General features: G+C 59.3%; 20 protein-coding genes. 10 read left to right on the forward strand and 10 right to left on the reverse strand.

Going from position 1 to position 17,564, the window contains the following annotated elements:
- Positions 1 to 237: 237 nt before the first annotated feature.
- From hisB to AC1DHT_RS17250, 6 genes are all read left to right on the forward strand, one after another.
- Complete coding sequence (gene hisB, locus AC1DHT_RS17225; protein WP_477761411.1) at positions 238 to 831, forward strand: imidazoleglycerol-phosphate dehydratase HisB; 594 nt, start codon at positions 238 to 240, stop codon at positions 829 to 831.
- Entirely contained in the window at positions 831 to 1,469 is a 639-nt protein-coding gene (gene hisH / locus AC1DHT_RS17230) for an imidazole glycerol phosphate synthase subunit HisH (protein WP_427544700.1), read from the forward strand. Before hisB ends, hisH begins: the two co-directional genes overlap by 1 nt.
- On the forward strand, positions 1,469 to 1,726 hold the full coding sequence (locus tag AC1DHT_RS17235) for a DUF2164 domain-containing protein (protein ID WP_427544702.1): 258 nt from the start codon (positions 1,469 to 1,471) through the stop codon (positions 1,724 to 1,726). Before hisH ends, AC1DHT_RS17235 begins: the two co-directional genes overlap by 1 nt.
- 102 nt (positions 1,727 to 1,828) lie before the next feature.
- Positions 1,829 to 2,566 (forward strand): 1-(5-phosphoribosyl)-5-[(5-phosphoribosylamino)methylideneamino]imidazole-4-carboxamide isomerase, encoded by a 738-nt coding sequence (hisA, locus tag AC1DHT_RS17240; RefSeq protein WP_054595157.1) that lies wholly within the window; start codon positions 1,829 to 1,831, stop codon positions 2,564 to 2,566.
- Positions 2,567 to 2,575: 9 nt separating this feature from the next.
- Positions 2,576 to 3,346: an imidazole glycerol phosphate synthase subunit HisF gene (gene hisF / locus AC1DHT_RS17245; RefSeq protein WP_477761412.1), complete on the forward strand. Its 771-nt coding sequence runs from the start codon at positions 2,576 to 2,578 to the stop codon at positions 3,344 to 3,346.
- A gap of 66 nt (positions 3,347 to 3,412) precedes the next feature.
- Positions 3,413 to 4,168, forward strand: a complete 756-nt coding sequence (locus tag AC1DHT_RS17250; protein WP_427544706.1) for a substrate-binding periplasmic protein — start codon at positions 3,413 to 3,415, stop codon at positions 4,166 to 4,168.
- Here the strand turns inward: AC1DHT_RS17250 and AC1DHT_RS17255 are convergent.
- The 5 genes from AC1DHT_RS17255 to gpmI form a co-directional block, all read right to left on the reverse strand.
- The gene (locus AC1DHT_RS17255; protein ID WP_427544708.1) at positions 4,149 to 5,402 is read right to left on the reverse strand and encodes a trypsin-like serine peptidase; all 1,254 of its coding nucleotides are present in this window, start codon (positions 5,400 to 5,402) and stop codon (positions 4,149 to 4,151) included. The two genes, AC1DHT_RS17250 and AC1DHT_RS17255, sit on opposite strands and share 20 nt — an antisense overlap.
- Before the next feature lie 119 nt (positions 5,403 to 5,521).
- Positions 5,522 to 6,307, reverse strand: coding sequence for a divergent polysaccharide deacetylase family protein (locus AC1DHT_RS17260; protein ID WP_427544710.1), 786 nt, complete (start codon positions 6,305 to 6,307; stop codon positions 5,522 to 5,524).
- A gap of 1 nt (position 6,308) precedes the next feature.
- Complete coding sequence (locus AC1DHT_RS17265; RefSeq protein ID WP_123582053.1) at positions 6,309 to 7,628, reverse strand: S41 family peptidase; 1,320 nt, start codon at positions 7,626 to 7,628, stop codon at positions 6,309 to 6,311.
- A 34-nt stretch (positions 7,629 to 7,662) separates the two neighbouring features.
- Positions 7,663 to 8,958 (reverse strand): murein hydrolase activator EnvC family protein, encoded by a 1,296-nt coding sequence (locus tag AC1DHT_RS17270; protein WP_427544712.1) that lies wholly within the window; start codon positions 8,956 to 8,958, stop codon positions 7,663 to 7,665.
- A gap of 204 nt (positions 8,959 to 9,162) precedes the next feature.
- Positions 9,163 to 10,692 carry a 2,3-bisphosphoglycerate-independent phosphoglycerate mutase gene (gpmI, locus tag AC1DHT_RS17275; RefSeq protein WP_427544714.1) on the reverse strand — a complete coding sequence of 510 codons (1,530 nt, stop codon included), beginning with the start codon at positions 10,690 to 10,692 and terminating at the stop codon, positions 9,163 to 9,165.
- A 151-nt stretch (positions 10,693 to 10,843) separates the two neighbouring features.
- Between gpmI and AC1DHT_RS17280 the strand changes: the two genes are divergently transcribed.
- Genes AC1DHT_RS17280 through secB form a run of 3 tightly spaced genes read left to right on the forward strand, consistent with a single transcriptional unit; the run spans position 10,844 to position 12,052 of the window.
- Positions 10,844 to 11,257: a rhodanese-like domain-containing protein gene (locus tag AC1DHT_RS17280; protein ID WP_427544716.1), complete on the forward strand. Its 414-nt coding sequence runs from the start codon at positions 10,844 to 10,846 to the stop codon at positions 11,255 to 11,257.
- A 1-nt stretch (position 11,258) separates the two neighbouring features.
- On the forward strand, positions 11,259 to 11,513 hold the full coding sequence (gene grxC / locus AC1DHT_RS17285; protein WP_019691307.1) for a glutaredoxin 3: 255 nt from the start codon (positions 11,259 to 11,261) through the stop codon (positions 11,511 to 11,513).
- Between the two features lie 56 nt (positions 11,514 to 11,569).
- Complete coding sequence (gene secB / locus AC1DHT_RS17290) at positions 11,570 to 12,052, forward strand: protein-export chaperone SecB (protein ID WP_427544718.1); 483 nt, start codon at positions 11,570 to 11,572, stop codon at positions 12,050 to 12,052.
- A 131-nt stretch (positions 12,053 to 12,183) separates the two neighbouring features.
- On the opposite strand, the gene AC1DHT_RS17295 is transcribed toward secB, so the two are convergent.
- Positions 12,184 to 12,639: a tRNA (cytidine(34)-2'-O)-methyltransferase gene (locus tag AC1DHT_RS17295; RefSeq protein ID WP_427530625.1), complete on the reverse strand. Its 456-nt coding sequence runs from the start codon at positions 12,637 to 12,639 to the stop codon at positions 12,184 to 12,186.
- Between AC1DHT_RS17295 and AC1DHT_RS17300 the strand changes: the two genes are divergently transcribed.
- The gene (locus AC1DHT_RS17300) at positions 12,638 to 13,078 is read left to right on the forward strand and encodes a hypothetical protein (protein WP_427530623.1); all 441 of its coding nucleotides are present in this window, start codon (positions 12,638 to 12,640) and stop codon (positions 13,076 to 13,078) included. The genes AC1DHT_RS17295 and AC1DHT_RS17300 overlap by 2 nt on opposite strands.
- Positions 13,079 to 13,556: 478 nt before the next feature.
- Here the strand turns inward: AC1DHT_RS17300 and ntrC are convergent, their stop codons facing one another.
- The 4 genes from ntrC to AC1DHT_RS17320 all read right to left on the reverse strand — a co-directional run bounded on the left by ntrC (position 13,557) and on the right by AC1DHT_RS17320 (position 17,458).
- Positions 13,557 to 14,993 carry a nitrogen regulation protein NR(I) gene (gene ntrC, locus AC1DHT_RS17305; RefSeq protein ID WP_054595168.1) on the reverse strand — a complete coding sequence of 479 codons (1,437 nt, stop codon included), beginning with the start codon at positions 14,991 to 14,993 and terminating at the stop codon, positions 13,557 to 13,559.
- A complete protein-coding gene (gene glnL, locus AC1DHT_RS17310) occupies positions 14,990 to 16,075 on the reverse strand; it encodes a nitrogen regulation protein NR(II) (RefSeq protein WP_054595169.1) in 1,086 nt (361 codons plus the stop codon). The genes ntrC and glnL overlap by 4 nt, the downstream gene beginning before the upstream one ends.
- A 253-nt stretch (positions 16,076 to 16,328) precedes the next feature.
- Positions 16,329 to 16,934, reverse strand: coding sequence for a DUF4124 domain-containing protein (locus AC1DHT_RS17315; RefSeq protein WP_427544726.1), 606 nt, complete (start codon positions 16,932 to 16,934; stop codon positions 16,329 to 16,331).
- A gap of 17 nt (positions 16,935 to 16,951) precedes the next feature.
- Positions 16,952 to 17,458 (reverse strand): DUF4124 domain-containing protein, encoded by a 507-nt coding sequence (locus AC1DHT_RS17320; RefSeq protein WP_427544720.1) that lies wholly within the window; start codon positions 17,456 to 17,458, stop codon positions 16,952 to 16,954.
- Positions 17,459 to 17,564 lie beyond the last annotated feature (106 nt).

The raw sequence follows: 17,564 nt of genomic DNA on the forward strand, positions 1-17,564 counted from the left end.
TTCAACATCTCTGTTTTCAACATCTCTGTTGATTGTCAGGCCGCTATCGCGAGCAGGCTCGCTCCCACATTGGATCTGCGTATACACAGATTCTGGGTTTGCTGGCTTGTACTGACATGTATAGCCCCGGCGGCATTGGGTTCAGCCCGTCAGGGATATCACCTCGCGTGTTTCTGTTTGGCGTCCGCGCCCCTATAATGGTTGCCTTTTTCGCCCAATGATTTTGCGGAGCTGGTGATGGCCGAACGTAAGGCGTCAGTCGAGCGCGACACTCTGGAAACCCAGATCAAAGCCTCGATCAACCTGGATGGCACCGGAAAGGCCCGATTTGATATCGGTGTTCCCTTCCTTGAGCACATGCTGGACCAGATCGCCCGTCACGGGCTGATCGACCTGGATATCGAGTGCAAGGGTGACCTGCATATCGAYGACCACCACACGGTGGAAGACGTCGGTATCACGCTGGGTCAGGCTTTCACCAAAGCCATCGGCGACAAAAAAGGCATCCGTCGTTACGGCCACGCCTATGTGCCGCTCGATGAAGCGCTGTCGCGCGTGGTGATCGATTTCTCCGGCCGTCCTGGCCTGCAGATGCACGTGCCATATACCCGCGCGACTGTCGGCGGCTTCGATGTCGACCTGTTCCAGGAATTTTTCCAGGGCTTCGTCAACCACGCCAACGTCAGCTTGCACATCGACAATCTGCGTGGGCACAACACCCACCACCAGATCGAAACCGTGTTCAAGGCTTTCGGTCRCGCATTGCGCATGGCCGTCGAGCTGGATGAGCGCATGGCCGGGCAAATGCCTTCGACCAAGGGCGTGCTGTAATGCAGACGGTCGCGGTTATCGATTACGGCATGGGCAACCTGCACTCGGTGGCCAAGGCCCTCGAGCACGTCGGTGCCGGCAAGGTGCTGATCACCAGCGACGCTAGCGTGATTCGCGAAGCCGACCGGGTGGTGTTCCCCGGTGTGGGCGCGATTCGCGATTGCATGGCGGAGATCCGTCGCCTGGGCTTCGACTCGCTGGTGCGTGAAGTCAGCCAGGACCGTCCGTTCCTCGGCATTTGCGTGGGCATGCAAGCCTTGCTCGAGCACAGTGAAGAAAACGACGGCGTCGACTGCATCGGCCTGTTTCCCGGCCAGGTGAAGTTCTTCGGCAAAGGTCTGCATGAAGACGGCGAACACCTGAAAGTCCCGCACATGGGCTGGAACGAAGTGAAGCAGACGGTGAGTCATCCGCTGTGGCACAACATCCCGGACCTGGCGCGTTTCTACTTCGTGCACAGCTACTACATCGCCGCCGGCAATCCGCGGCAGGTTGTGGGTAGTGGTCACTACGGTGTCGATTTCGCCGCGGCGCTGGCCGAAGGTTCGCGTTTCGCTGTGCAGTTCCACCCGGAGAAGAGCCATACCCATGGCCTGCAATTGCTGCAGAACTTCGCTGCGTGGGACGGTCGTTGGTAATGGCTATCAAGAAAAAGCCGCCGATCCTCACGCTCACACCCGAGCAAGAGAACGAGGCCAACAGCAAGATCAAGCGTTTCATGGAAGACCGCTTCGAACTTGACCTTGGCTCGTTCGAGGCGGCTGAAATTCTTGAGCTGTTTACCCGCGAAATTGCTCCGCACTATTACAACAGGGCGATTTTCGATGTGCTGGCGCACCTCAAAGAGAGGTTCGAAAGCATCGAAAGCGACTTGTGGGCGCTCGAGAAGAATTAGGGCAGCGGCAAGCTTCAAGCTGCAAGCTGCAAGAAGTACACACGCGTGCGCGCTTGCAGCTTATGGCTTGCAGCTTGCAGCTCTTTTGACGAAGGAAAAAGCATGCTGATTATTCCCGCTATCGATCTTAAAGACGGTGCCTGCGTACGTCTGCGCCAGGGCCGCATGGAAGATTCCACAGTGTTCTCCGATGACCCGGTGAGCATGGCTGCCAAGTGGGTAGAGGGCGGTTGCCGTCGTCTGCATCTGGTCGACCTGAACGGCGCCTTTGAAGGCCAGCCAGTCAACGGCGAAGTGGTCACCGCGATCGCCAAGCGCTACCCGAACCTGCCGATTCAGATCGGCGGTGGTATCCGCTCGCTGGAAACCATTGAACACTACGTGAAAGCGGGCGTGAGCTACGTGATCATCGGCACCAAAGCCGTGAAAGATCCGGCCTTCGTCGCCGAAGCCTGCCGCGCCTTCCCGGGCAAAGTTATCGTTGGTCTGGATGCGAAGGACGGTTTTGTCGCCACCGACGGTTGGGCTGAAATCAGCACTGTGCAGGTCATCGACCTGGCGAAGCAGTTTGAAGCCGACGGCGTGTCTGCGATCGTTTATACCGATATCGCCAAAGACGGCATGATGCAGGGCTGCAACGTGTCGTACACCGCAGCACTGGCCGCCGCCACGCGGATTCCGGTGATTGCGTCCGGCGGTATTCACAACCTGGGTGACATCAAGTCGCTGCTCGACGCCAAGGCGCCGGGGATCATCGGCGCCATCACCGGCCGGGCGATTTACGAAGGCACCCTCGACGTCGCTGAAGCGCAAGCTTTCTGCGATTCGTACAAAGGCTGAGGACTTACCATGGCGCTGGCCAAACGCATCATTCCTTGCCTGGACGTGGATAACGGCCGGGTCGTCAAAGGTGTGAAGTTCGAGAACATCCGTGACGCCGGCGATCCGGTGGAAATCGCCCGTCGCTACGACGAGCAGGGTGCCGACGAGATTACCTTTCTCGACATCACCGCCAGCGTCGATGGCCGCGATACCACGTTGCATACCGTCGAGCGCATGGCCAGCCAGGTGTTCATCCCGCTGACCGTCGGCGGTGGCGTGCGCACCGTGCAAGACATCCGCAACCTGCTCAATGCCGGCGCCGACAAGGTCTCGATCAACACTGCAGCGGTGTTCAATCCAGATTTCGTTGGCGAAGCGGCGCAGCATTTCGGCTCGCAATGCATCGTTGTCGCCATCGACGCCAAGAAAGTTTCACTGCCGGGCGAAACCCCGCGCTGGGAGATCTTCACCCACGGCGGTCGCAAACCTACCGGGCTGGATGCGGTGGAGTGGGCGAAGAAGATGGAAGGTCTGGGTGCTGGCGAAATCCTGCTGACCAGCATGGACCAGGACGGCATGAAAAACGGCTTCGACCTGGGCGTCACGCGTGCCATCAGCGATGCACTGGGGATTCCGGTGATCGCCTCCGGCGGCGTCGGCAATTTGCAGCATCTGGCTGACGGTATTCTCGAAGGTCATGCCAGCGCAGTGTTGGCAGCGAGTATTTTCCACTTCGGCGAATACACCGTGCMGGAAGCCAAGGCTTATATGGCGCAACGCGGTATCTGCGTCCGATAAAGGCCAGTGGACAGCATGGCGGGCTCAGGGCAAGCTTGGGCACGCCATGGATTCCGGTAAACCGTCATGCTCAAACGTCTTCTCCTGGTACTCGCCAGCGCCTCGTTATTACTGGCTGGCGCTGCACGTGCTGCAGAAAAAACCGGTACCGATCTGGTGCTGCTGACGGAAAACTTCCCGCCTTACAACATGGCGAAGAACGGCAAGAACTTCGCTCAGGAAGACAACATCAATGGCATCGCCGTGGACGTCGTCCGCGAGATGTTCAACCGCGCTGAAATCACTTACAGCCTGACCCTGCGTTTTCCTTGGGAGCGAATCTACAAACTCGCCCTGGAGAACCCCGGGTATGGCGTGTTCGTCATGGCGCGACTGCCGGACCGCGAGAAACTCTTCAAATGGGTCGGCCCGATTGGTCCGGACGACTGGATCATGCTGGCCAAGGCTGACAGCAAGATCACCCTCGAGTCGCTGGCGCAGGCGCGCAAGTACAAGATCGGTGCCTACAAGGGTGATGCGATCGCCGAAACGTTGGCCAAGCAGGGTCTGAAACCGATCGTGGTGCTGCGCGATCAGGACAACGCGAAGAAGCTGGTCAATGGCCAGATCGACCTTTGGGCGACGGGAGATCCTGCTGGCCGTTACCTGGCTCGGCAGGACGGTGTGACAGGCCTCAAGACCGTGCTGCGTTTCAACAGCGCCCAACTTTATCTGGCGCTGAACAAAGACGTGTCCGACGAAATCGTCGCCAGGCTTCAGGCCGCGCTGGATCAGTTGCGCAAAGAAGGCGTGGTGGACGACATCATGGCGCGGTATCTCTGATAGCGTTCAGTGCATTTCCAGCAACTGATGTGCGCTCAACAAGGTAGACCGCCCACGTGAATGCATTGCGTAACAATGCAGTGGTGATGGGTTGTTCTGCGCTATCGACTCCAATGATACATAGCACATGGACACCGGTTTGAGGCCCTATGGTCCGATTGATATAGGGCGTGGCGGAGTCAAAGGCTGCACTGTAATGACTGGGTATACGACAGTCTTTTGCATTGCGTGCAGTTTTGTATCGATAGAAGGGTGAGCTGATAGAGAACCTGTAGTTCCAGGTTGGCAAAATATTGCCCTGGCCAGTGCGCCGTTCCATGTAGACGTGGCTTCGGATGTTCCAGGGCTCCTCGATTGCGATGTCCACGGGTTGCAACTGGCAGTTTGTCGAGTTGCCGTCGAACACACCATTGATAAAACAGTAGTGCAGAAAGTTGGCGGCGTAGCTGTAGTTGTAGGTGCTCGCCTCGCAGGAGTCGCTGTAACTGCACTCTGATCGGTCTGTTCCGTCGGCAGCCAATGCGTACTTGCTGACGATGCTGGTGATATCACTGTTGCTACGATCCAGCATCGGACTTCCGGAGCTGCCGCCGCGGATTGCGTCGCATCGATTTCTGAATGCCTGGGGAAATACACCCGGATGCCCGATAAAGCTACCGGCCGATTGTTCCGAGCAAGCGCTCATGCGCAGGCCTTGTTCGGTGAACCCTGGTGGAGCTCCAATATTCAGCACGTCGCGACTCTCGTCGCTCTGGTGGGCGGCAAGTTTGAGTGGTTTGACACCTGAATTGATGAGGCTCGCCAGTGAGCGCTCAACCTTGATTACTGCGAGATCGGTGCCGACAGTGCTGCTCCAAAGAGCGGTGCGTACCGGGTAGGTGGTCTGCCGCTCAGGTTCGTCATAAAAGTAGTTGAAGGTGATGTTCGCGACGATGGGCACGTTGGTGCGTGCGGTACCGTATTCGTAGAGCACGCAATGACCGCTGGTGATCAGATACGCAGGCCCTACGGCTTTGCCTTCGCTGTTTCGGGTGTCGAGCAGGGAGGCGGTGCATGAAGCGCCGGAACTGAAGGTCAGGCGTCCGATACCGCTCCAGAGTGCGTAGCGCTTATCGCTGTTTTGCAGTGCCTTTGAGGCTGACTCGTTGGCGGCACCCTCTCCCAGGTCCCGCGCTTGCAGGCAGGTGCTGGTGATCAGCAGGCAGTAAAGGACTAGATGATTGATGTATTTCATGGCCATTCCTTGGGGATGAAATTCGGGGCGAGCTTTATCCTGGCACGTGCCTGAGTACCTGAAGGCATAGATAGTTATTGCATCGCAGAAGGCCTGAGTCCGAGGCTCGGTGGTGCGTTTCAGCGGTTGCGGTAGTTCCCATCGGTGCCATGGGCCGCCGTCGCGCGATTGCTGCGCACGCTGATCATCAACTTGATATCGATCCAGTCGATGCCCTGGGCCTTGAGCTTGGGCAGTTCGCGCTCAAGCACCGCCAGGGTTTGTGGATAAGGGTGGCCGATCATCACCGCAGAGCCTTGCTTATGAGCCAGGCTGATGGCGGTCTGTAGCTGAGTGAAGATTGCGCCCTCGGTGCGCTCGTCATCGAGAAACACATCGCGCGAAACACTCGCCAAACCGATCTTCTGCGCCTCGGCGGCGGCGACTGTCTGGGCGCTGGTACGGCTGTCGACAAAGAACTTGTGCCGACGTTGCAGCTCGGCCATCAGCCAGATCATGGCCGGTTGCTGGGCGGTCATGCGGCTGCCCATGTGGTTGTTGATGCCGCTGGTATAGGGCACGGCGTTGAATGCCGCGTTCAGGCGTTTTTCCAGCTCTTCGATGGGGAGTTCGGGATGCCAGGCGAACGGGCCGGTGGCCGGGTCCATGGGCATATGCAAAATGACTATCTTGCCGGCGCGGTGGGCCTCGCGGGCAAATTCGGCAGCGTGGGGAGTGTCGGGCATGATTGCCGTGGTCACCGGTCCGGGCAGCGCCAGCACGCGGCGGTCGCGCGGCAGGTTTTGCCCCAGGTCATCGATGATCAGGCTCAGGTAGGCCTTGTGTGGCGCCGCCGTCTCGACAGGCGCCGCATGAGCAGCACCCGCCAGACAACACAGCAGACTGAGGATGACCCGCAAGCGCATCTCAGTGGCCGCGAGTGATGCTCAGGCCTTTGAGCAGGCTCAGGGCCTGGGCCAATTGGTAATCGTCGTCCTGTGGCATCGGTTTGGCTTTGCCGCTGGACTTGGTCGGTTTGTCGGCGCCGCCGTTGCCATTGCCCAGGTGACCTTGCAGATCGGCTTCCTTGAAGTACTCGCCGTCCTGCTCGTTGGTGATCTTGGCCTTGCGCACTTCGATGTCCGGAACGATGCCTTGGGCCTGGATCGAACGCCCGTTCGGTGTGAAGTACAACGCGGTGGTGATCTTCAACGCACGGTCGTTGTTCAGTGGCAGCACGGTCTGCACCGAACCTTTACCGAAACTGGTGGTGCCCATGACCACTGCGCGTTTTTGATCCTGCAAGGCGCCGGCGACAATTTCCGAAGCCGAGGCGCTACCGCCGTTGATCAGCACGACCATGGGCACCGCTTCGCTTTCGTCCTTGCCGGTGGCAGAGAAGCGCAGTTCGGAGTTGGCGATGCGACCCTTGGTGTAAACGATCAGGCCTTTGGTGATGAAGTGGTCGACCACTTCCACCGCTGCTTGCAGCACGCCGCCGGGGTTGTTGCGCAGATCAAGCACGATGCCGCTGAGCTTCTTGCCATTGTCCTTGCGCAACTTGGCCAGGGCCTTGGAGACCTCTTCGCCGGTCTTGACCTGGAACTGGGTGATGCGGATGTAGGCGTAGCCCGAATCCAGCAACTGGCTCTTCACGCTCTTGACCTGAATGGTCGCGCGGGTCAGCGTCACGTCGAACGGTGCACCACCGTCGCGCACCAGAGTCAGAGTGATCTTCTCGCCGATCTTGCCGCGCATCTTGTCCACGGCTTCGGTCATGCTCTGGCCGCGGGTTGGCTGGCCGTTGATCTTGACGATGAAGTCACCGGCCTGGATGCCGGCCTTGGAGGCTGGCGTGTCATCGATCGGCGAAACGACTTTGATGAAGCCGTCTTCGGCGCCGACTTCGATACCCAGGCCGCCGAATTCGCCGCTGGTGCTTTCCTGCAGCTCGGCAAAGTCTTCCGGGCCGAGGTAGGCGGAGTGCGGGTCGAGGTTGCTGAGCATGCCCTTGATGGCATTTTCCAGCAGGGTCTTGTCGTCAACCGGTTCGACATAGGCAGCCTTGATCCGATCCATGACCTCGGCAAAGGTGCGCAGCTCTTCCAACGGCAATGGCGCCTTGGTGGTCGCGGCAGTGCCCGCAGGCGCAACCGCCGGGGCCGGTTGAGCGGCAAACGCCAACGGCGCACCGATCACCAGAGCGATCGTCAGGGCCAGCGAATTGAGGCGGGACAAATGCAGCATGTCGAACGAACTCCTAATGTAGGTGACTCAACGCCTATCCTTGCGCGCGGCACCATTGTGCTGGATCACTCGGGTGACCCTGCTGACGAATAGCGAAATACAGAGCAGGTGTGTCCTGGCCACCACTGTTACCGACAGTGGAGATGGATTCACCGGCCTTGACCACGTCACCGGCCGCTTTAAGCAGCGTCTGGTTGTGGCCGTACAAACTCAAAAAACCATTGCCGTGGTCGAGGATCACCAGCAAACCGGCGCCGCGCAACCAGTCGGCAAACACCACGCGGCCGCCGTGTACGGCATGCACCTGGCTGCCTGCAGAGGCGCTGATCATCACGCCGTCCCACTTGGTTCGGGCATCGTCACCACGGGTTTCACCGAAACGCGCAAGCAATCGACCATCGACAGGCCACGGAAGTTTTCCGCGGGCTGAAGCAAAGGGTCCGCCGAAGGACTCGCCTGCACTTGAAACCAGTGCGCCGGGTGTCGGCTTGGCGGGTTTGCGTGGGGCATCAGTAGGGGCTTCAGCCCGGGCCTGAGCCTCACGTAAACGCTTTTTTTCGGCTTCCTGCTGGGCGATCAGCGCTTTTTGTCGCGCTTCTTCTGCCTCACGGGCCTGGCGGGCCAGGGTTTCCTCGATGGTTTTGAGTACTTTAGACAGATCGGCCTGATCCTGCTCGCGGGCTTGCAGCTTCTGGTCGCGGGCTTTCACGTCATCGTTAAGCTTGGCCAGGACTTGCTGACGCTCCTTGCGGACTTTGTCGAGTTCGTCGCGCTGGCTGTCGAGGCTGCTTTTCTGCACCAGCAACTGGGCTTGTTGCAGGGAGATGTCCTGCTCGACGTTGGCCAGCTGGCGCAGGGTTTCGTTGAAGTTCTTTAACTGCTCCAGGCGCGCCTGGCTCAGGTAGTCGTAATAGGTGAGGGTGCGGGCGAATTTTTCCGGGTTCTGCTGGTTGAGCAGCAGCTTCAGGTACTCCTGGCGGCCGTTCTGATAGGCCGCGCGGGCCTGAATGGCGATCAGTCGTTGCTGTTCAATGCGCGCGCTCTGGAGTTTTTTTTTCTCACCATCGAGTCGCTGTATCTCGGATTCGCTTTTCTTCAGCTCTTTTTGCAGGGCATCGACCTGCTTCTCGAGCTTGCCCATCTCGGTCTCGGTGCCTTTGAGCTCCTTTTGCACGCCGGACTTTTCTTCCTGCAACTTGCCCAGCAGCTTTTTCAGCTCGGCAATATCCTGACGCGTGGCGTCCAACTGTTGCTGGGTTTGCGCGCGCTCATCGGCAAACGCCGGATGGAGCAAGCAGGTCAGGGCAAGGGCAATCAGGGCGCGGAGCATAGAGGCGGGCGACACCAGGGGAAAAAAGACAGCCTAGTATGCCCGGCCAAGACTGTAAAAAAAACGTCCAATTCGGGCTGTGTGATAACTGGAGCAGGTTGGGGGGTGAAAACAATGAAAAACCAGTGTGGGAGCGAGCAAGCCCGCTCCCACAGTTGATTTGTGGTGTGTCAGGGGGGATTTAAGCAATCCCCCCTTGTTTGATTACACCAGGATCGACGTACCCGTCATCTCCTCAGGTTTCGCAAGGCCCAGTAGTTTGAGCATGGTCGGTGCCACGTCTGCCAGTACGCCGCCTTCGCGAACCTTGAGGTTGCGTTTGCCGACGTAGATGAACGGTACTGGTTCAGTGGTGTGAGCGGTGTGCGCCTGGCCGGTGGATTCGTCGGACATTTGCTCGACGTTGCCGTGGTCGGCGGTGATCAGTGCTTCGCCGCCGACTTTTTCCAGGGCATCGACGATGCGGCCAACGCACAGGTCCAGGCACTCGACGGCTTTCACCGCAGCATCGAACACGCCGCTGTGGCCGACCATGTCGCCGTTGGCGTAGTTGACCACGATCACGTCGTAGCGCTGGTTTTCGATCGCGTCGACGATCTTGTCGGTGACTTCCGGTGCGCTCATTTCTGGCTGCAAGTCATAGGTGGCGACTTTCGGCGACGGGATCAGGATGCGCTCTTCGCCCGGGAACGGTTCTTCGCGACCACCGGAGAAAAAGAAGGTCACGTGAGCGTATTTTTCGGTTTCGGCGATGCGCAGCTGGGTTTTGCCGTTTTTCGCCAAATAGTCGCCCAGCACGTTTTCCAGGCTGCCTGGCGCAAAGGCTGCCGGTGCAGGAATGCTGGCGGCGTATTGGGTCAGCATGACGAAACCGGCCAGTTTCGGCTGGCGCGCGCGCTCGAAATCCTTGAAATCGTCTTCGACGAATACCCGGGTCAGCTCACGGGCGCGGTCGGCGCGGAAGTTCATGAACACCACGGCGTCGCCGTCTTCGACCTTGACCGGTTCACCGATGGTGGTGGCTTTGACGAATTCGTCGCTCTCGCCACGTTCGTAGGCCGCCTGCAGGCCTTGCTGGGCGGTGGGGGCGTTGAATTCGCCGTTACCGTCAACGATCAGGTTGTAGGCTTGGGACACGCGATCCCAGCGGTTGTCGCGGTCCATGGCGAAGTAACGGCCAATGATGCTGGCGATCCGGCCTTTGCCCAGCGTCTTGAACGCTTCATCCAGCAGCTCGATCGACGACTGTGCGCTTTTTGGCGGCGTGTCGCGGCCGTCGAGGAAGGCGTGCAGGTAGATCTTCTCGGCGCCGCGCTTGAAGGCCAGTTCGGCCATGGCGATCAGGTGATCCTGGTGGCTATGCACGCCGCCTTCGGACAACAGGCCCATGAAGTGCACGGCTTTGCCGGCAGCAACGGCTTTATCCACCGCGGCGCAGATGGTCGGGTTTTCGAAGAACTCGCCATCGCGGATCGCTTTGGTCACGCGGGTGAAGTCCTGATACACCACACGGCCTGCGCCGAGGTTCATGTGGCCGACTTCGGAGTTGCCCATTTGCCCGTCCGGCAGGCCGACGTCCATGCCCGAGCCCGAGATCAGGCCGTTCGGTACGGTGGCGTACAAACGGTCGAGGACCGGCTTTTTGGCCGCGAACACGGCGTTGGATTCCTGGCTTTCACTGTGACCGAAGCCGTCGAGAATAATCAGGACCAAAGGTTTAGGCGTGGTAGTCATGGATTCCACTCTGGCTTAAGTTAAAGGTGCGATGGAAAAAGGGAGTGGCAGTTTAAAGCGAAGTTCAGACCGCGTCACCGCCGGACGGGGTTTGGCCCACCATAGTGGCTGTGTATACTGGCCGACATTTTAACGCCCTGGAACCTCCTTGATGGTTGCTCACCTGATTGAATTTGCCACTAACCACTATCTGCTCGTCGGTATCTTCGTCGTACTGCTGGCGTTGTTGATCGCCCGCGAGATGAGCCGTGGCGGCCGCAGCCTCAGCACCGCCGAGCTGACTGCGCTGGTCAACAAGGACCAGGGCGTCGTTGTCGACATCCGTCCAAGCAAGGATTTCGCCGCCGGTCACATTGTTGGCGCGCTGAACATTCCGCAGGACAAACTGACCGCTCGCGTTGGCGAACTGGAAAAGCACAAGGCCAAGACCATCATTCTGGTCGATGCCCTGGGCCAGCACTCCGGTACTCACGCTCGCGAGTTGTTGAAGTCCGGTTTTATCGCAGCCAAGCTGTCCGGCGGGATCTCCAGCTGGAAAGCCGACAATCTGCCGCTGGTGAAGTGATATGAAAAATGTCGTCGTCTATTCCAGCGATTACTGCCCCTACTGCTCGCGAGCCAAGTACCTGCTCGAGAACAAGGGCGTAGCCTTCGAAGAGATCAAGGTCGATGGCAAGCCGCAGGTGCGTGCCGAGATGGCCCAGAAAGCCGGACGTACGTCCGTGCCGCAGATCTGGATCGGCAGCACCCACGTTGGTGGTTGTGATGATTTGTTTGCCCTGGACCGCGCCGGCAAGCTCGACGCGCTGCTCACGGCCTGACTGAACCCTTAAGATCAGCAAACCCTACAAGACCCCAAGATCAGAAAGGATCTGAGATGACTGACCAACAGAACACTGCTGCGAACGAAGAAGAAACTGCACCGCAATTCTCCTTGCAGCGCATTTACGTGCGTGACCTGTCCTTCGAAGCTCCGAAAAGCCCGGCGATCTTCCGCCAGCAGTGGGAGCCGAGCGTTGGTCTGGACCTGAACACCCGTCAGAAAGCGCTGGAAGCTGACTTCCACGAAGTGGTGCTGACCCTGTCGGTTACCGTGAAAAACGGTGACGAAGTGGCGTTCATCGCTGAAGTTCAGCAAGCCGGTATCTTCCTGATCAAGAACCTCGACGAAGCCTCGATGAGCCACACCCTCGGTGCTTTCTGCCCGAACATCCTGTTCCCGTACGCTCGCGAAGCCCTGGACAGCCTGGTGACCCGCGGTTCGTTCCCGGCCCTGATGCTGGCTCCGGTGAACTTCGACGCGCTGTACGCGCAAGAAGTGCAACGCATGCAGCAAGACGGCGTACAGACCGTTCAGTAAGCGGTCCTGAGCACCAGAGCAATTTCAATGTGGGAGCGAGCCTGCTCGCGAAGAGGGAGTGTCAGAGACATCAATGTCGCCTGACACGCCTCTTTCGCGAGCAGGCTCGCTCCCACATTTGTTTTGTGGTGTTACTTAAAACCGAGCTGGCGCCAGCCTTCGTAAACCGCCACCGCCACGGTGTTGGACAGGTTCAGGCTGCGGCAGCCTTCGCGCATCGGCAGGCGCAAGCGCTGTTCGGCAGGCAGGGCGTCCAGCACCTCGGCTGGCAGGCCACGGCTTTCCGGTCCGAACAGGAAGGCATCACCCTCGGCGAAGCTGGCGTCGTGGAACAGCCGCGAGCCCTTGGTGGTGAAGGCGAACACGCGCGGATGGCCGAGGCTTTCCAGACAGCTTGGGAGATCAGAATGGCGCTGCAAAGTGGCATACTCATGGTAATCGAGGCCCGCCCGGCGCAGGCGCTTGTCGTCCATCTCGAAGCCCAGCGGTTCGATCAAATGCAGGTGGCAGCCACTGTTGGCGCACAGCCTGATAACGTTGCCGGTATTCGGCGGAATTTCTGGTTGGAAAAGGATGACGTGAAACATGCACGGCTCCGAAGGTAAAGATGGGCGGCATTCTACGCCTGAAGAGGACCCGAGACCGAAGCTATTCCCTCGGGTGATGGCCTCATTGGCGATTGTCGGTGTCATGGTCGGGATGATGATTGGTCGTCTGACCGAGCCGGACCCTACTGTATTACAGCAGGTTGAGGTCGAACCCGATGGTTTGGTGGTGTGGTTCAACAATGAACCCAAGACCCACGGCGAGTTCATCGACGGTAGCGTCGCGTTGCTGTTCGAGGCTGAGGGCAAGGCGCAAAACGGCCAGTTGAAGCTCAACGACAAGGACGTGAACTGGCGGGTGCGATTGAGTGACAAGGGCTTGTTGCTGACGCTGGTGGCGGCCCGCCCCCTGAAGGGTGAGTGGGCCGGCAGCGAGGTCAATGACCGCTGGCGGTTGGAGATCCATCTCCAGGAGCAATAAAAGAGGGAATCCCCGGCCTGCCTGTACCAAGGTTCCCCAAAACGGGAGGGGGTTCGTCGCGGTCTGCGTGATGAACCCCGGATGTAAAGAGGGGAATCCCCGGCCTGCCTGTACCAAGGCCCCCAAAACTGGGTAGTGAATCGAATCACTGATTGGACTATTGCAGGGGGCGTGCCAGGTTTTTATATGTAGCAACAAAAAACCTGCATGAAGCGCTGAAAGCCCCGTATTTCGGGGCTTTGTATTTTTTGTGCAATGGTTCTTCGTGTTGCTGGAGGCGGGATTTTGCTTGCCGTGAAGTGCGCGATTGCGGTTCACGGTGCATTGAGGCGGTGCACGCAACCCCTAAAAGCATCACGAGCAAGCTCGCTCCCACAGGGTTCAATGGTGTTCGCACATTGATGGAACACTGAAATCCACTGTGGGAGCGAGCTTGCTCGCGATTGGATCTGGAGATCAGCGAAGAGCTAAAGGCTGCTTAACCCTCATCCCCTTCATCGTCATCACCGCTATCGACCTTCATCCCCAGTTCCTTGATCTTGCGGGTCAAGGTGTTGCGGCCCCAGCCGAGTAATACGGCAGCGTCGCGGCGACGGCCGGCGGTGTGTTTGAGGGCGGTTTCGATCATGATCCGCTCGAAGCTCGGTACGGCGCTGTCGAGCAGACTCGACTGACCACGCGCCAACGCCTGGTCGGCCCACTGACGCAGCGCTTGCTCCCAGTTGGTCACCGGTGCCGAATCCTGCGGCAAGCTAAGCAGCTCTGGTGGCAGGTCACTGATGTGCACTTCGCGACCCGACGCCATCACCGTGATCCAGCGGCAGGTGTTTTCCAGCTGCCGTACGTTGCCTGGCCACGGCAGGTTCTTCAGGTATTCCTCGGTTTCGCTTTTCAGCAGCTTCGGCTCCACCGCCAGTTCTTGTGCGGCGCGGGCGAGGAAGTGCTTGGCCAGGGTCGGAATGTCTTCGCGACGGTCTGACAGGCGCGGAATGTGGATACGGATCACGTTCAGACGGTGGAACAGGTCTTCACGGAATTTCCCGGCGTGTACCAGGGTTTCCAGGTTCTGGTGGGTCGCGGCAATGATGCGCACATCGACCTTGACCGGCACATGACCGCCGACGCGATAGAACTCGCCATCGGCCAGTACCCGCAGCAAGCGCGTCTGGGTGTCGGCCGGCATGTCGCCGATTTCATCGAGGAACAGTGTGCCGCCGTCGGCCTGTTCAAACCGTCCGCGCCGCAGGTTGGCCGCGCCGGTGAACGCGCCTTTTTCGTGGCCGAACAGCTCGGACTCCATCAGGTCCTTGGGGATGGCCGCCATGTTCAGCGCGATAAACGGCGAGGCCGCGCGCGGGCTGTGGCGGTGAAGGGCATGGGCCACCAGTTCTTTACCGGTACCGGATTCGCCGTTGATCAGCACGGTAATGTTGGAGTGGCTCAAGCGCCCAATGGCGCGAAACACTTCCTGCATCGCCGGCGCTTCACCGATGATTTCCGGAGTGCGGGCCAGGATTGGCGCCACTTCCAGGCCTTGCTGTTCCTGAGCGTGCTGGTTGGCGCGCTTGACCAGCGACACCGCTTCATCGACGTCGAACGGCTTGGGCAGGTACTCGAACGCACCGCCCTGATAGGACGCGACAGCGCTGTCCAGGTCGGAGTGCGCAGTCATGATGATCACGGGCAGCCTCGGGTGTTGCTCGCGAATCCGTGCCAGCAGGTCCAGGCCGCTGGTACCGGGCATGCGGATGTCGGAGATGATCACGTCCGGTTGTTGGCGCGCCAGGCGGCTCATCACTCCATCGGCGCTGTCGAAGCTTTGCGTGGTCATGCCTTCCTGTTGCAAGGCTTTTTCCAGGACCCAACGGATAGAACGGTCGTCATCGACGATCCACACGGTTTCACTACGGCTCATGTCGATGTGGCTCCTTGTTCCAGTGGCAGAAAGATCGAGAACGTGGTGTGGCCTGGATGGCTGTCACATTCGATCAGGCCCTGGTGCTGGCTGATGATGTTCTGGGTAATGGCCAGGCCGAGCCCGGTACCGTCCGGGCGGCCGCTGACCATGGGGAAGAAGATGGTTTCCTGCAGGTCTGCCGGAATCCCTGGGCCGTTGTCGATGATCTCGAGCTTGGTCACCAGGCGATGGCGCACGTGGCCAATGGTGAACTGGCGCATGGCGCGCGAACGCAGGGTGATGCGGCCCAGGCGCAACTCGTTCTGGGTGCTGATGGCCTGCATCGCATTGCGCACGATGTTCAGCACGGCCTGAATCATTTGCTCGCGGTCGATCAACACGTCCGGAATGCTCGGGTCGTAGTCGCGCACCAAAGTGATGCAACCTTGGCTTTCGGCTTCCACCAGATGACAGACGCGCTCCAGCACTTCGTGGACGTTGCACAGGGCAAGCGACGGCAGTTTGTTCGAGCCGAGCATGCGATCGACCAGATTACGCAGGCGGTCCGCTTCCTCGATGATGACGTTGGTGTAGTCCTTGAGGCTTTCTTCCGGCAGCTCGCGGGCCAGCAACTGAGCGGCGCCGCGAATCCCGCCGAGCGGGTTCTTGATCTCGTGAGCGAGGCCGCGCACCAGCATCTTGCTGGTTTCCTGCTTGGAGAGCTGCGCTTCTTCTTTGGTGATGCGCAGCAAGCGATCACGCGGGTGGACTTCGAGCAGCAGCAGCGTGTCGCCGTTGCTCAGGATCGGCGTCACCGCATAGTCGACGGTCAGGGTCTGGCCGGTCAGCGCGGTGAGCATCGCTTCGCGCTTGGTAAACGGGTGCGCTTGTTCGACCGCCTGGCGCAGGGAGTTAAGGGCTTCGGTCGACTCGGTGAACAGCTCGCTGATGAATTGCCCGTGGCTGCGCTGGCCGCTGATGGCCAGGAGCATTTCCGCCGCGGGGTTCATGTACTCAAGGCGCAGGTCGGCGTTGAGCAGAATGGTGGCGGTCGTCAGGTTGTCGAGTAGTAAGCGGTGCAGTGCGTCGCTGATGGTCATTAGGACCTCTTTTGGAGCGTGGCGGCTCAGAGACTGGTCTGAATCACGCGCGTGAACCGGGCGCTGATACGAGGAAAATGCAAAAACCAAACCAAGGCTCCGAAAAGAAGCGTTCAGGCCCTGAAACAGGCGTTTTAAGCGCGATTGCGTGGCGTTCTGCCGGTGTTCGCGGGTATTTTCGAACCAAAATGGGTTGGAATATGGGTAGGGTGCAGCGTATTGCACCAATATAGTGCGCAAACCTGAACAAGGTTCAGAAGAAAGAAAAAATCCCGACTTTTTCTTCTTCGGGCTTATCCGCGAGCGGGCATTCCGGGCGTTGGCCGTAATCGGTCAGTGTGCAAGGCTTGATCTGGCGCTTTTGCGCCAGGGAGATACGCAGCATATGGAATGGCTGATTGGCTGTGCGTTCGACAATCCGCCCGTGTTCGTCGAGGATTTCCACTGCCAGTTGATGGGTGCCGCGATCAATATTGCTCAAGGCGAACACCGGGCTGGGGCCGGGATCGGCAGTCGGTTGGCCGTCCAGTAACAACCGATAGCGATGGCCGCGCTGCAAGGTGGGTTCGTTGGTGACACTGACGATCACTTCCCCCGCGCTGTTGCGCACCGAAGCGTCCGGTTCCGGTACAAGTACGCGAAGCATGTCGTAGTGAAACAGTGGTTTTTCCTCAGGCTTTTTTGGGGCTGCTTGCGGTGCTGCACCGCCGGGATTGGCGGACATGCGATTACCTGGTGCCAGTGTGACTCGCTTGGCGTTTCCAGGGTGGGGTTGATCGGTGAAGACCCGATTGCCCTGGGCGTCGATGTAGGTGTAGACCTCGGCCTGCGCCGGCAGGGCGGTCAGCCACAGGCACATGGCGATTGTTGAGCACCTCACGGGAGGTGTACCCGCTGCACGGTGAAGGTGAGGGTCGGGCTTTGTTGCACCAGGCTTTCTCCAGCGAGCACCTGCACCGCGAGACTGTGTTCGCCGCGATCGATGTTCACCAGTTGCAAGCGCGGCACGTTGCTTGGCTGGCCGTAGGGTTGACCGTCCAGCAGCAATCGAAACACATGTGATCCTTGCAGGCGTGGCTGAATCTGCACGCCGACGGTGAAGGTGCCGTTATTGGCGCGCAGGGCTTCATCGCCGGGCAGTCCGGTCAGCTCCAGCACTGAATACACGGCGTTTTTGTCTGCGCGTGGGGGTGGTTGTCCGGGCACTATCGGTGGTTGGTGTTCGATGCTGTTGAGTGGCGGCAACTCGACGGCCTGACTCTTCACGCCATCGGGCGGCTGATTGCTGTAGGCGGTATTGCCGCTGGCGTCGGTGTAGCGGTAGATCTGCGCGGTGGCGGGCAGGGCGATCAGCATCAGGATGAACAGAAAACCACGACCCATAAAAAACGCCCAATAAACGAAAACGTTGGTTTGCAGCATAGGTCAGGGTTAAGTGTTGGCCCACATCACTAACACCCTGACACGAAAGATCAATAGATCTCGCTCA

Source organism: Pseudomonas sp. 05N432, assembly GCF_056396945.1.

What these genes read in the sequence shown, in the direction of transcription:
- secB (WP_427544718.1), top strand. Translation starts at nt 11,570, where the DNA reads ATGACTGACCAACAGAACACTGCTGCGAACGAAGAAGAAACTGCACCG.
- AC1DHT_RS17270 (WP_427544712.1), bottom strand. Translation starts at nt 8,958, where the DNA reads ATGCTCCGCGCCCTGATTGCCCTTGCCCTGACCTGCTTGCTCCATCCG.
- AC1DHT_RS17280 (WP_427544716.1), top strand. Translation starts at nt 10,844, where the DNA reads ATGGTTGCTCACCTGATTGAATTTGCCACTAACCACTATCTGCTCGTC.
- ntrC (WP_054595168.1), bottom strand. Translation starts at nt 14,993, where the DNA reads ATGAGCCGTAGTGAAACCGTGTGGATCGTCGATGACGACCGTTCTATC.
- AC1DHT_RS17260 (WP_427544710.1), bottom strand. Translation starts at nt 6,307, where the DNA reads ATGCGCTTGCGGGTCATCCTCAGTCTGCTGTGTTGTCTGGCGGGTGCT.
- grxC (WP_019691307.1), top strand. Translation starts at nt 11,259, where the DNA reads ATGAAAAATGTCGTCGTCTATTCCAGCGATTACTGCCCCTACTGCTCG.
- AC1DHT_RS17300 (WP_427530623.1), top strand. Translation starts at nt 12,638, where the DNA reads ATGCACGGCTCCGAAGGTAAAGATGGGCGGCATTCTACGCCTGAAGAG.
- AC1DHT_RS17235 (WP_427544702.1), top strand. Translation starts at nt 1,469, where the DNA reads ATGGCTATCAAGAAAAAGCCGCCGATCCTCACGCTCACACCCGAGCAA.
- AC1DHT_RS17320 (WP_427544720.1), bottom strand. Translation starts at nt 17,458, where the DNA reads ATGGGTCGTGGTTTTCTGTTCATCCTGATGCTGATCGCCCTGCCCGCC.
- AC1DHT_RS17255 (WP_427544708.1), bottom strand. Translation starts at nt 5,402, where the DNA reads ATGAAATACATCAATCATCTAGTCCTTTACTGCCTGCTGATCACCAGC.
- hisA (WP_054595157.1), top strand. Translation starts at nt 1,829, where the DNA reads ATGCTGATTATTCCCGCTATCGATCTTAAAGACGGTGCCTGCGTACGT.
- AC1DHT_RS17295 (WP_427530625.1), bottom strand. Translation starts at nt 12,639, where the DNA reads ATGTTTCACGTCATCCTTTTCCAACCAGAAATTCCGCCGAATACCGGC.
- hisH (WP_427544700.1), top strand. Translation starts at nt 831, where the DNA reads ATGCAGACGGTCGCGGTTATCGATTACGGCATGGGCAACCTGCACTCG.
- gpmI (WP_427544714.1), bottom strand. Translation starts at nt 10,692, where the DNA reads ATGACTACCACGCCTAAACCTTTGGTCCTGATTATTCTCGACGGCTTC.
- AC1DHT_RS17265 (WP_123582053.1), bottom strand. Translation starts at nt 7,628, where the DNA reads ATGCTGCATTTGTCCCGCCTCAATTCGCTGGCCCTGACGATCGCTCTG.
- AC1DHT_RS17250 (WP_427544706.1), top strand. Translation starts at nt 3,413, where the DNA reads ATGCTCAAACGTCTTCTCCTGGTACTCGCCAGCGCCTCGTTATTACTG.
- glnL (WP_054595169.1), bottom strand. Translation starts at nt 16,075, where the DNA reads ATGACCATCAGCGACGCACTGCACCGCTTACTACTCGACAACCTGACG.
- AC1DHT_RS17315 (WP_427544726.1), bottom strand. Translation starts at nt 16,934, where the DNA reads ATGTGCCTGTGGCTGACCGCCCTGCCGGCGCAGGCCGAGGTCTACACC.